The 12,257-nt window shown below is 75.1% G+C and carries 10 protein-coding genes; 5 read left to right on the top strand and 5 right to left on the bottom strand.

What is annotated here, in order from left to right; all coding sequences use genetic code 11:
* Positions 1 to 298 precede the first annotated feature (298 nt).
* Complete coding sequence (locus OG802_RS31800) at positions 299 to 835, bottom strand: cysteine hydrolase family protein (RefSeq protein WP_329416107.1); 537 nt, start codon at positions 833 to 835, stop codon at positions 299 to 301.
* A gap of 119 nt (positions 836 to 954) precedes the next feature.
* Positions 955 to 1,119 (bottom strand): 50S ribosomal protein L33, encoded by a 165-nt coding sequence (gene rpmG, locus OG802_RS31795; protein WP_329416106.1) that lies wholly within the window; start codon positions 1,117 to 1,119, stop codon positions 955 to 957.
* A gap of 242 nt (positions 1,120 to 1,361) precedes the next feature.
* Here rpmG and OG802_RS31790 point away from each other — a divergent pair, with 242 nt between their 5' ends.
* Entirely contained in the window at positions 1,362 to 2,012 is a 651-nt protein-coding gene (locus OG802_RS31790; protein ID WP_329416105.1) for a lipoprotein, read from the top strand.
* 31 nt (positions 2,013 to 2,043) lie between these two features.
* Here OG802_RS31790 and OG802_RS31785 read toward each other — a convergent pair whose 3' ends face one another.
* Complete coding sequence (locus OG802_RS31785) at positions 2,044 to 2,892, bottom strand: DUF72 domain-containing protein (RefSeq protein WP_329416104.1); 849 nt, start codon at positions 2,890 to 2,892, stop codon at positions 2,044 to 2,046.
* Between the two features lie 118 nt (positions 2,893 to 3,010).
* On the opposite strand from OG802_RS31785, the gene OG802_RS31780 reads away from it, so the two are divergent.
* From OG802_RS31780 to OG802_RS31770, 3 genes are all read left to right on the top strand, one after another.
* Positions 3,011 to 5,668 carry a SpoIIE family protein phosphatase gene (locus tag OG802_RS31780; RefSeq protein ID WP_329416103.1) on the top strand — a complete coding sequence of 886 codons (2,658 nt, stop codon included), beginning with the start codon at positions 3,011 to 3,013 and terminating at the stop codon, positions 5,666 to 5,668.
* Positions 5,669 to 5,735: 67 nt separating this feature from the next.
* Positions 5,736 to 8,432 carry a SpoIIE family protein phosphatase gene (locus tag OG802_RS31775; RefSeq protein ID WP_329416101.1) on the top strand — a complete coding sequence of 899 codons (2,697 nt, stop codon included), beginning with the start codon at positions 5,736 to 5,738 and terminating at the stop codon, positions 8,430 to 8,432.
* Between the two features lie 144 nt (positions 8,433 to 8,576).
* Positions 8,577 to 9,941, top strand: a complete 1,365-nt coding sequence (locus OG802_RS31770; RefSeq protein WP_329416099.1) for an FAD-dependent oxidoreductase — start codon at positions 8,577 to 8,579, stop codon at positions 9,939 to 9,941.
* A 77-nt stretch (positions 9,942 to 10,018) separates the two neighbouring features.
* Here the strand turns inward: OG802_RS31770 and OG802_RS31765 are convergent, their stop codons facing one another.
* Positions 10,019 to 10,192: a hypothetical protein gene (locus OG802_RS31765; RefSeq protein WP_329416097.1), complete on the bottom strand. Its 174-nt coding sequence runs from the start codon at positions 10,190 to 10,192 to the stop codon at positions 10,019 to 10,021.
* A 339-nt stretch (positions 10,193 to 10,531) separates the two neighbouring features.
* Here OG802_RS31765 and OG802_RS31760 point away from each other — a divergent pair, with 339 nt between their 5' ends.
* Positions 10,532 to 11,146 carry a hypothetical protein gene (locus OG802_RS31760; RefSeq protein ID WP_329416095.1) on the top strand — a complete coding sequence of 205 codons (615 nt, stop codon included), beginning with the start codon at positions 10,532 to 10,534 and terminating at the stop codon, positions 11,144 to 11,146.
* Positions 11,147 to 11,321: 175 nt separating this feature from the next.
* Here the strand turns inward: OG802_RS31760 and OG802_RS31755 are convergent, their stop codons facing one another.
* Complete coding sequence (locus tag OG802_RS31755; RefSeq protein WP_329416092.1) at positions 11,322 to 11,807, bottom strand: roadblock/LC7 domain-containing protein; 486 nt, start codon at positions 11,805 to 11,807, stop codon at positions 11,322 to 11,324.
* Positions 11,808 to 12,257: the final 450 nt, after the last annotated feature.

Raw genomic sequence — 12,257 nt, 5'->3', positions numbered from 1 at the left:
GCCCCTTGCTGCGCGGAGGTGCCGATGGGAGAGCGGGCCCGTGCCCGCACCGGGCGGGCGCCTGCTCGCTTCGCGCCCGGGCCGGGGACACGCAGGCGGGGGAGCGGCGCCGCCGGTCCGGTGCGGGTGTGGAGCGCCGTCCAAGCGTGTGCGGCGCGCGTGCGGGCCGCGGTGGGCCCGTGCGCGGCCGCCGGTGCGGGTGACGCGCACGTCCGCCGGAACCCGGCCTCACGAGGATGCGGGGGCGGACGGCGGGGAGCGGCGCGTGCGGGTCAGCGGCGGTGCGGCGCGCGGGCGTTCAGGTCCACAGCTCCGAGCTGTCGCACACCCGGGCGCCCATGTTGCGCTCCATCATCTCCAGCGCGGCGTCCGCGAGGTCGGCGTGGATGTGGGCGACGGCGTCGCGCGGGACGGTGACGTCCAGGTGCCGGATGTGGGCGTCGAGGGCCGAGTACAGGATGCACTGCTCGGTGACCTGGCCGCACAGGACGAGGTGGTCGACGCCCTCCTGGTCGAGCAGGTAGGACAGCGGGGTCTCGAAGAAGACCGAGTGGCGTGCCTTGACGACGAAGAGCGACTCCTCGTCGGGGCGCAGCGGCTCGACGAGGTCGGCGTGCGGGCCCGCGAGGGCGGTGTCGAGCAGTTCGCCGTGGTGCGAGCGCCACTGACCGAAGTTGTCGTTGACGTAGACGACGGGGACGCCTGCGCGGCGGGCCCGCTCCAGCAGTCCGGTGGCCACCGGGACCACTCGGCGGGCCGAGGGCAGGAGCAGGTCGGCGTCGGGATGGTCGTAGGTGTTGATCATGTCGATGACGATCAGCGCGGTCTTGCTCATGCCGCTATGGGTTCCCGGTGGGGCGGGAATATGACGGCACATCACTCGTCCGCGCCGGGGACCGGCCGGGGTCCCGTTGCGGAACCCCGGCCGCCGTGGCCCGGTGGGCCGTCAGGGCGTCACCTCTCCTCGCGGAAGGAGACGTGCCGTCCGGCGACGGGGTCGTACTTGCGCAGGACCAGACGGTCGGCGTCGTTGCGGCGGTTCTTGCGCGTCGCGTAGGAGACGCCGGTGCCGGCGGTGGACCTGAGGGTGATGACGGGGCGCGCTGTGCTGCGGGCCATGGGGACCTCCTCTCACCGGCTCACACCTTTGAGCGGTGCATGCCAGTCACGCGGTTCAACGCGGGCGGTGTCCCGCGCATTCCCCGGCGGCGGCGGACGAGCGGGTTCCGGTTCCGGACGCGGAATTCCGGTGGCGGGGCCCACGGTCCCCTCGGTTACAGTGCTCCGCCGGCGTGGCGCCGGCGTCGAGAGGAGATTCAGCGGTGCGCTGTGGGGCGGGGAACGTGCGGAGCGGGCGGAACGTGCGGCGGGGACTGGTGCTGACGGCCCTGTTGACGGGGTTGCTGACGGGCTGTGCGGACGCGGAGGGCGGGAGCAGGGCGGCGGGCGCCGCGGGGGCGTCGGCCGCGGCGGGCGCGAAGACGGCCGCGCGCGGGGGGTCCGTGGGGGCCGCGGGGTCCGCCTGCGAGCTTCCGGTCGCCTTCGACGTCGCCGAGTTCTGGAAGGCCAAGGCCGTCGACGCGAAGGAGGCGTCCGCCGCCACCGGCGACCTGGCCGAACTGGCGGACGCGCTGCTGCGCCAGGGGCCCGTGACCATGGCCTGCGAGATCGACGCCAAGCCCGCGGGGAAGATCGGGTTCCTGCGCGTGTGGACCGGCGAGCCGGGCGACGCGGACGCCCGGACCGTGCTGGAGGGCTTCGTCGGAGCCGAGAAGGGGGCGAGCAAGGCCGTGTACCGCGCCTTCGCCTCGGGTGACGTCAAGGGCGCCGAGGTCGAGTACGTCACCACGAGCGAGCTGCTGGAGGAGAGCAAGACGGAGCGCGCGCTCGCCGTCACCACCCCCAGGGGGCCCGTGGTGCTGCATCTCGGCGGGATGGACACCCAGGAGCACGAGGCGATGCTCCCGGCGTACCGGCTGGCCAAGAGCACCCTGCGCGTCACCGCCGGCTGACGGGCGCCGGCGCCGGTTCCGGCCGGGCCGGTCAGCCGTCGAGCAGGGTGCGCATCCTCGCCGCGGCGCGCACGGCCGCCTCGCCGCAGCAGTTGTTGAACAGCACGTGCACCTGCTCGGCCCGCCCGGCCAGCTCGTGCACCCTCGGCGTCCACTCGTGCAGTTCCGCGTCGGTGTACTCGTGCCGGAAGCGGTCCTCCTTGCTGCCGGCGCCCCACGACCGGCTGCGGCCGTGCAGGCGGACGACGGCGAGCCGCTCGCAGGTCACGGGCGTGACGGGCGGTATCGCCGACGCCAGGGACTGCTCCATGTCGACGGCGACGGCGGCGAACCCGTGCGACCGCAGCAGGTCGGCGGTGATCCGCCGCTGCTCGGCGCCCCGCCACCAGTCCGGATGCCGGAACTCCACGCAGACCGGCCAGCCGGCGGTGCGCTCGGCGCACTGCGCGAGGAACGCGCGGGCGCGCACGCCGGGGCGGAACCACGGCGGGAACTGGAAGAGGACGGCGCCCAGCCGACCGGTCTCCCGCAGCGGGGCGATGCCGTCCGCGAACCTGCGCCACACCTCGTCCAGCGCCTTCGGGCCGCGCACGTCGTCGGGCAGCCCGGGCGGCAGCACCGCGGACCGGGTGGGGTGCCCGGTCAGCAGCGAGAAGGCCTTCACGTCGAACACGAAGCGCTCCGGTGTCCGCTGCGCCCACAGCCCGCTCGTGCGCTCCGTGGGCAGCGCGTAATAGGTCGCGTCGACCTCGACGACCGGGAAGCGTTCGGCGTAATGGCGCAACCGGCCCTCCGCGTCACGCCGGCCGGGGGGATACCAGCCGCTGGACACCAGGGCCCGGTCCGTCCACGAGCACGCGCCCACCAGAATCTCGCCCATGGCGGGGCGGATACCCCGCCCGGAGCGGTTCTCCCGGCCCGCGCGAGGATGCGCGTCCGGCCGGATGTGGCGCATTCTTGCTGTGTCGCCCACGCGCGGCACGGACGAGGTAGGGCCGATGACTGGGAGCGCCGGGGACGAGCGGAAGCCGTCCGGACCGCCGCCCGCGCTGCTGACCGGAACCGTGGCGGAGGCGCTGCGGACGGCGGAGGGCAGCGCCGGGGGCGTGTACCTGTGCGCCCGCACGCCCGGCCTGCTGCGGCTGGCCGTGCTGACCGGGCTGCCGGGCCCGCTGTTCCGCCCCTGGTGGCGGGTGAGCGTCGACCGGCCCTTCCCCGTGACCGAGGTGCACCGCACGGGCGTCCCGGTGGTCCTGGCCAACGCGGCGGAGTCGATGCGCCGCTATCCGCAGTTCGCCGCGGGCCTGCCGTTCCAGTTCGGCTCCCTGCACGTGCCCGTCACCGCGGGCGGGCGCTCCTTCGGAGTGCTGACCGTGCTGCGCCCCGCCGTCGCGGACGCGGCCGAGGCGCTGGCCGGGCGCGAGCGGCTGACGGAGGTGGCCGACGCCCTGGGGGCGGCCCTGCTGCGGCTGTCGGCCGACGGCCGGACCGTCACCTGGGACGACGAGCCGCTGTGCGTGCGGCCGCCGGCCGCGGGGCCCGCGCCCGGGCGCATCGGGCGGTTCTCCTGGGATCCGGCGACCGGCGCCGTCGCCGTGGACCGTCACGCGCGCGTGCTCCTCGGGCTGCCCGGCGGCGACTTCCCCGGCACGCTGGAAGCGCTGGTCCGGGCCGTCGACCCCACGGACGCCCTGCGGCTGCCCGGCCTGTTCACCCGCACGGCGCAGGGCGACCCGCCGCCGCTGCCGGTGCGGCTGCGCACCGTCGAGGGCGGTCTGCGGCTGCTGGAGCTGTGGGAGGCGGCGGGCGACGAGGGCCCGGCCGGCGCCCCCGCCGCGACCGTCGCCGCGCCGTCGCGCGTCGCCGGGGTGCTCCTCGACCCCGGTCCCGGCGCCCTCGCCGACGGAGCCGCCGACCTGCTCCCGGAGGGCGTGTTCTGCCTGGACCGGATGGGGTTCGTCGTCTACGCCAACCCGCGCGCCGGGCAGCTCCTGGGCGTGCCGCGCGACGTGCTGGTCGGCCGGTCCCTGTGGGACTCCGCGCCCTGGCTGAACCAGCCCACCTGCGAGGAACACCTGCGCAGCGTCCTGCTGGATCCCGAGCCGGCGCACTTCCATGTGCGCCGCCCCTCCCCCGGCGGCCGGCCACCGCGGGGAAGCCTCTACGAGGGGGACTGGCTGCGCGTCTCGCTGTATCCCGGCGCCGACCTCGTCACCTGCACCGCGATCCCGGCGAACCGGGTGCCGGACGACGGGGCTCCCGATCCCGCGGACACCGACGCCCCCGCGCCCGACATCGCCGCGTCGACCGCCCCCTTCTACCGGCCCATCGTGCTGGCCATCGCGCTGACGGAGGCGGTCACCGCCCGCCAGGTGTCGGCGGTGGTGATGCAGGAGCTGCTGCCGGCGTTCGGGAGCCGCATGCTGGCCATCTACCTGCTCCAGGAGCGCCACCTGTACCTGGCCTGGGAGTCCGGCTTCCCCAAGGGCTTCCTCGCGCCCTTCGAAGGGGTGGGCCTGGACGCCCGGCTGCCGGGGGTCGAGACGCTCACCACGGGCCGGCCGCTGTTCTTCGACTCGATGCAGCAGCTGGCGGACGCCTATCCGGGCATCGCCCTGGACGCGGAGGAGGGCGCCCGGGCCTTCCTCCCGCTGATCGCCTCCGGCCGTCCGGTCGGCTCGTGCATCCTCGGCTTCGACCGCTCGCGCGGCTTCAGCTCCGAGGAGCGCACCGTGCTCACCGCGCTCGCCGGACTGATCGCCCACGCGATGGAGAAGGCCCAGCGCTACGACACCGAGGCCGCCCTCGCCCGCGGACTCCAGCAGGCGCTGCTCCCGCGGCGGCTGTCGCAGCACCCGCGCGTGGAGACCGCCGGCCGCTACCTGCCGGGCACCGAGGGCATGGACGTGGGCGGCGACTGGTACGACGTCGTGGAGGCCGGGGACGGCCTCGCCCTGGTCATCGGCGACGTGCAGGGGCACGGGGTGCAGGCGGCGGCCACCATGGGGCAGCTGCGCAGCGCGGTGCGGGCCTTCGCGCTCTCCGACCGGCCCCCGCAGGAGGTCATGGGCGGCACCAACCGGCTGCTCATCGACCTCGACCCGGGCCAGTTCGCGAGCTGCTGCTACGTCCGGCTCGATCCGGCCACGGGCCTGGCCCGGGCCGCGCGCGCCGGGCACCTGCCGCCGCTGCTGCGCCACCCGGACGGCCGGACCGAGGTCGTGGAGCTGCCCGGCGGGGTGGTCCTCGGAGTGGATCCGCGGGCCGACTACCCGGTCACGGAGCTGCGGTTGGAGCCGGGCGCCATCCTCGCCCTGTACACGGACGGGCTGGTCGAGCAGCCCGGACACGACATCGACGAGGGCATCGCCGTGCTGCGCAGGGCCCTGGCCGAGGCCGGCGGGCCGGCGGAGCGGTCCCGGCCCGCCGGCCCCGCGCGCACCGTCCCGGCCGCCGGGTCCGGCGTCCCCGGCAGCGGCGCTCCCCTCGACGGGCCTCCCGGCCCGGCGGCCGACGGCGCTCCCGGACGCGTGCTCGGGGCCGTCGCCGACCGGCTCACCGCGCTGGCCCGGCAGACCGCCGACCGGCCCGACGACATCGCCCTGCTCCTGGCCACCCGGCGCGACGGCCCGGAGGATCATCCACGGCGCGTGTGAGAGACGCGTCCTGTGACCCTGTGTGACGCCTCTCGCCTCATCCGGCCGGGCAGTGTAGACATGGCACATGGTCCGACTCCTGGGGCGCACGGATGCCCGGCCGGCCCGTCGTCCCCGGGATCCGGGGACCCGGCGTACGCCCGAGTCCTCGCTCGGCGGGCGCAGTCTCGCCGCGCAGGTGTTCGTCCTGCAAGTGGTCATCGTGCTGCTGCTGGTGGTGGCCGCCGTGGTCGCGCTGCTGCTCCAGGTGCGGCACGACACGACGCAGGAGGCCCGCAACCGGTCGCTCGCCGTCGCCGAGGCGTTCGCCAACTCGCCGGGCATGGTCGCGGCCCTGGACAGCCCCGATCCGACGGCGGTCCTCCAGCCCCGGGCCGAAGCGGCCCGCAAGGCCTCGGACATGGACTTCATCGTCGTCATGAACACCGACGGCATCCGCTACACGCATCCCAAGCCGGACCGCATCGGGAAGAAGTTCGTCGGGACCATCCAGCCCGCGCTGGACGGCGGAGTCGTGGTCGAGGAGGTCGACGGGACGATCGGCCGGCTGGTCCAGGCGGTGGTTCCGGTGCGCGCGCCCGACGGGAAGGTCGTCGGGCTGGTGTCGTCCGGCATCACCACGGCGCACGTCGGCGGCACCGCCGACCGCCAGCTGCCGCTGCTGCTGGCCAGCGCGGCCGCCGCCCTCGCCCTCGCCACGGCGAGCACGGCCCTGGTCAGCCGGCGGCTGCTGCGCCAGACCCACGGCCTCGGGCCGCGCGAGATGACCCGCATGTACGAGCACCACGACGCGGTGCTGCACGCCGTGCGCGAGGGCGTCATCATCGTCGGCGGCGAGGGCGACCTGCTGCTCGCCAACGACGAGGCGCAGCGCCTGCTCGACCTGCCCCCGGACGCCGAGCGCCGGCAGGTCCTCGACCTGGGGCTGGACCGCGACACCGCGGAACTGCTCGCCTCCGGGCGGATGGTGACCGACGAGGTGCATCTGGTCGGCGAGCGGCTGCTGGCCATCAACCAGCGGCCCACCGACCTCGCGGGCGGCCCGGCGGGCAGCGTGGCCACCCTGCGCGACTCCACCGAACTGCGCGCCCTGTCGGGCCGGGCGGAGGCGGCCCGCGAGCGCCTCGACATGCTGTACGCGGCCGGGGTCGGCATCGGCACGAGCCTGGACGTGACCCGTACCGCCGAGGAGCTGACGGAGCTGGCCGTGCCGAGGTTCGCGGACTTCGCGACCGTCGACCTCTTCGACGCCGTGCTGGAGGGCGAGGAGCCGGAGGCGCGGGGCGCCCTGCGGCGCACGGCGGTCAGCGCGATCCGCAAGGGGGCGCCGCTGTACGCGGTGGGCGAGCGGATCCGGTTCGTGGACAGTTCGCCGCAGGGCCGCAGTCTGCGCGAGGCGCGCGCCGTCCTGGAGGCCCGTCTCGCCCATGCGCCGGGCTGGCGCGCCCAGGACCTGGAACGCACCGAGCAGGTCGTGGAGTTCGGCATCCACTCGCTGATCACCGTGCCCGTGCGGACCGGGGCCCTGATCCTGGGCGTGGTCAGTTTCTGGCGCTCGGAGCGGCCGGACCCGTTCGACCCGGACGAGCTGGTGCTCGCCGAGGAGCTGGTGGCGCGGGCCGCGATCTCCATCGACAACGCGCGCCGCTTCACGCGTGAGCACGGCATGGCGGTCACGTTGCAGCGCAGTCTGCTGCCGCGCACCCTGCCGGAGCAGAACGCCCTGGACATCGCCTACCGGTATCTGCCCGCGCAGGCGGGGGTGGGCGGCGACTGGTTCGACGTGCTGCCGCTGTCGGGGGCCCGGGTGGCGCTGGTGGTGGGCGACGTGGTGGGTCACGGGCTGCACGCGGCGGCGACCATGGGCCGGCTGCGCACCGCGGTCCACAACTTCTCCGCCCTGGACCTGGACCCGGAGGAACTCCTCGGGCTGCTGGACGAGTTGGTGGCGCGCATCGACCAGGACGAGTCGGACGACAGCGCCAACGCGCCGGTGACGGGGGCGACCTGTCTGTACGCCATCTACGATCCGGTCTCCCGGCGCTGCACGATCGCCCGGGCCGGCCATCCGCCGCCCGCGCTGGTCCACCCCGACGGGCGGGTGGAGTACGTCGAGGTCCCGGCCGGGCTGCCGCTGGGGCTGGGCGGGCTGCCGTTCGAGACGGTGGACCTGGAACTGGCCGAGGGCAGCCGGCTGGTGCTGTACACGGACGGGCTGGTCGAGGACCGGGAACGGGACATCGACGCGGGGCTGGAGCTGTTGCGCGCCTCTTTGGAGCGGGGCGCCGGGGGATCGCCGGAGCAGATCTGCCGGGGCGTCCTGGACGAGCTGCTGCCGGCCCGCCCCAGCGACGACATCGCGCTGATCGTCGCGCGCACCCGGGAGCTGGGCGCCGACCGGGTCGCGGAGTGGGACGTGCCGCTGGATCCGGCGGCGGTCGGCGAGGTGCGCGCCGCGGTGGTCCGGCAGCTGGCGCGCTGGGACCTGGAGGAACTGTCCTTCACGACGGAACTGATCCTCAGCGAGCTGGTGACGAACGCGATCCGTTACGGCAGCGCGCCGGTGGGCGTGCGGCTGCTGCGCGACCGCACCCTGATCTGCGAGGTCTCCGACAGCAGCAGCACCTCGCCGCATCTGCGGTACGCGGCCATGACGGACGAGGGCGGGCGCGGGCTGTTCCTGGTGGCGCAGCTCACCGACCGCTGGGGCACCCGCTACACGCCCAAGGGCAAGGTCATCTGGGCCGAACAGCCCCTGCCGTGAGGGCGGTCGGCCGTCGAGGCGGCGACCGCACCGCTCATAAGGGATGCTTATGAGTCCATAGACCGGACCCGCGTACCGGGTTAGGCATACCTCAGTTTAGGCTTCCCCCGAGTCGATCCACCGCCACTCGAAGGGAACCTGATCATGCCCCGCCCCCTGCGGGTAGCCATTGTCGGAGCCGGCCCCGCCGGGATCTACGCCGCCGACGCGCTGCTCAAGTCCGCTGTGGCCGCCGACCCGGGTGTCTCCGTCGACCTCTTCGAGCGCATGCCCGCCCCGTTCGGCCTGATCCGCTACGGCGTCGCCCCGGACCACCCGCGCATCAAGGGCATCATCACGGCCCTGCACCAGGTCCTCGACAAGCCGCAGATCCGCCTCTTCGGCAACGTCGACTACCCGGGCGACATCAGCCTGGACGACCTGCGCGCCTTCTACGACGCGGTGATCTTCTCGACCGGCGCGACGGCCGACCGCGAGATGTCGGTCCCCGGCATCGACCTGGACGGCTCGTACGGCGCCGCCGACTTCGTCTCCTGGTACGACGGCCACCCGGACGTGCCGCGCACCTGGCCGCTGGAGGCCGAGAAGGTGGCGGTCCTGGGCGTCGGCAACGTCGCCCTCGACGTGGCCCGGATCCTGGCCAAGACGGCGGAAGAGCTGCTGCCGACGGAGATCCCGCCCAACGTCCACGAGGGCCTGAAGGCCAACAGGGCGCGGGAGATCCACGTGTTCGGCCGGCGCGGCCCGGCGCAGGCGAAGTTCTCCCCGATGGAGCTGCGGGAACTGGACCACTCCCCCACCATCGAGGTCATCGTCGACCCCGAGGACATCGACTACGACGAGGGCTCGATCGCGACCCGGCGCGGCAACAAGCAGGCCGACATGGTCGCCAAGACGCTGGAGAACTGGGCGATCCGCGACGTGGGCGAGCGCCCGCACAAGCTGTTCCTGCACTTCTTCGAGTCGCCGGCCGAGATCCTCGGCGCGGACGGCAGGGTCGTCGGGCTGCGCACCGAGCGCACCGCCCTGGACGGCACGGGCAACGTCAAGGGCACCGGCGAGTTCAAGGACTGGGACGTCAGCGCGGTCTACCGTGCGGTCGGCTACCTCTCCGACAAGCTGCCGAAGCTGCCGTGGGACCTCGACTCGGGCACGGTCCCGGACGAGGGCGGCCGCGTCATCGAGGAGTCGGGCCGCCACCTTCAGTCCACGTACGTGACGGGCTGGATCCGGCGCGGCCCCATCGGCCTGATCGGCCACACCAAGGGCGACGCCAACGAGACGGTGGCCAACCTGCTGGACGACCACGCGAACGGCCGTCTGCACACGCCCGTCGCCCCCGAGCCCGAGGCCGTGGACGCGTTCCTCGCCGAGCGCGAGGTCCGCTTCACCACCTGGGAGGGCTGGTACCGGCTGGACGCCGCCGAGAAGGCGCTGGGCGAGCCGCAGGACCGCGAGCGCGTGAAGATCGTCGAGCGTGAGGACATGCTGCGCGCAAGCGGCGCGTGAGCACGGGCAAGCGCACGAAGCGCGGGGAGAGGGGTTCGGCGGACGTCCGCCGGGCCCCTCTCCCCGCGTTATGCACTTCAGCGGGGGGCGAGGTCCCGGCCGACGGCGAGGGCCGCCGTCAGCGGCAGCGCGGCCGTGCCCTGGAGGACGAAGGCGACCAGGATGCCGGCGGGCATGGGCATCCCGCGCCACGGAAACAGCGCGCCGAGCCGCAGCGCGAGGACCCGTCTGTGGGGTTCCCCAGTGCTCATGGGGGGGGAGCGCAGGAGCACCGGCCGACCGCGGGTGCGCCGACCGGAGGGGCACAGCGCGAATGACCGGCGGAGCGACGGGCATGCTGTGAGCGAGGTCACTTCCGGCGAGCCGTAGCGGACCGCACGGGACCCGCCCAGGGACCGCCTTCCACCTCCCGTCCCCCTGACTGTCCCCGCCCTCCCTCGTCTCCGGCCCGGTCGCCCGATCGGCCGGTCGCCCTCTCACCCCGTCGCCCTCTCGCCCTGCCGCTCTTCCCGCGAAGGACATGTGCCGTGGTTCTCATGCCCCCTGACGCCCCGTCGTCCCGACGCCCGGGCCGCTGCTGGACCATCCGTGTGGTCGGACACCGGGACCGCACGGCGTCGGTCACCTGCTCGTCGCCGTGCGCGATGCCGCCGCGCTCCCGGGACCTCGCGGCCCTGCGGCGCTTCGCGGAGGCCCACGCGGCCGCGCACGCCAGGGCCGCGGCGGTGCACCACGACGCCGCCTGCTGGTGCCGCCGTCAGCGGTGCGCGCTGCACGAGGACACCCGGGTCGCCTGCGCGGGGTCGGTCGTCCTCGTCCTGCGGCACGACCCGGCGGTCGGCCAGGTGTGGACCCTCACCGAAGTCTGCGCCGCGTGCGCCTCGTTGCTGCCGCACGCACGCGTGCTGAGCCGGTCGGCGGCGGCCCCTCCGCCGCCCCGCAGCGCGGGCCACGGCGCAGGGCTCCACGAGGGGGCGGGTGCGGGCGCGGGTGCGGGTGCGGGTCCGGGTGCGGGTGCGGGCCTGGAGGCCGTCGGACGCCCGGCGCCGTCCGGACCGCCGCTCCCGACCGCGGGACCGTCGCGACTGGTCCCGGGCGGCTTCAGCGCGCCTTCGCCGGGCACGGGGCCGGACCGCGCCGACGCCCGTCGGCGCGGTCCCGGCAGCCGGCGGGGGCGCGGACGCAGGGAGACCGGGAGCGGCTGAGTGTGCCCCGGCCCGCCGCGTCCCGCCTGGCCGCCGTTGAGGCCGGGGCTCCGCCGGGCCGCCGTTACGGAACGGCGGAGCCCCCCCCCGCTCGCGGCGGCAGATTTCAGCGGCCGTGGGCTTCGGAACGGTGGCGGGCCTCAGGGCGCGGCGGGCCTTGGGGCCGCGGCAGGCGTCAAGGGCGGTGACGGGACTGCGGTGGGATGCGGACCGGCAGCGCGCCGGGTCCGCGCGCCCCGGGCGGACGCCCGTTCGGCTTTCCGCCGCCGCCCGGGGATCGCTCGCCGGTGGTCCGGGTCGCCATGAGCGCGCCGATGCGCGCGCCGCTGCGCCGTCCCTCCAGATGCAGGCGCCCGACGTTGACGCGGTCGCCGGCGACCAGCGTCAGGACGGCGGACGGACCCGCCGCGTAGGTCGCGAGGCACCCCCCGGCCCCGCGCACCAGGAGTTCGCAGAACTCGCCGCCGACCGAGAGGTCGACCATGCGGCGTCCGACGCCGAGCGCCGCGGCGGTGAGCGCGGCCAGCCCTTCGGGCTGCACGTCAGGCATGTCCTGGGCGAGGACCAGACCGTCGGTGCTCGCCGCCAGCGCCCCCGTCAGCTGCGGCACCCGGGCGCGCAGCCGGTGCAGTTCGTTCAGAACCTCGGTCTCGACGGCCATGACCGTTGTCCCTTCGGCGCGTTGACTCGGCGCGTTGACGACGGAAGCGGATCAAGTGCGGTGCGGCGCAAGGTGGTTCAGGTTCCCCTGAGGCTACGGAAACCTGCGGCCGAAAGCGATGGCTTCGGCATTTTCCCCTGGCATGCCCATCCCCGGGCCCGAGGGTTCGTCGGGCGGGCGACAGGAGCGGCAGGAGTGAGGCACCGGCCCCCAGGGGCGCGAGACCGACGGCTTCGTGGATCCGTCCCGGCCGGGGACCGGCCCCGGCCTCCGCTCCGGCCCGGCCCGCTCCGGCGGAAGTGCGGTCTCGGCCACGAACCGCGCCCGGCCGCGCGCTGCGGTGTGCGTGGCGTGGCCGCGCATCGCGGTGCACGGTCGTGCGGGCCGACGCCGTGCGCGCCCGCGTGCGGCGCCGTGTGCGCCCGCGCGTATTCCGGTCGGGGGCGCGCG

Source organism: Streptomyces sp. NBC_00704 (assembly GCF_036226605.1).
GTDB lineage: Bacteria > Actinomycetota > Actinomycetes > Streptomycetales > Streptomycetaceae > Streptomyces.
Note: the sequence above shows the minus strand (reverse complement) of the source record. Positions and strands in the feature narration are given on the sequence as shown.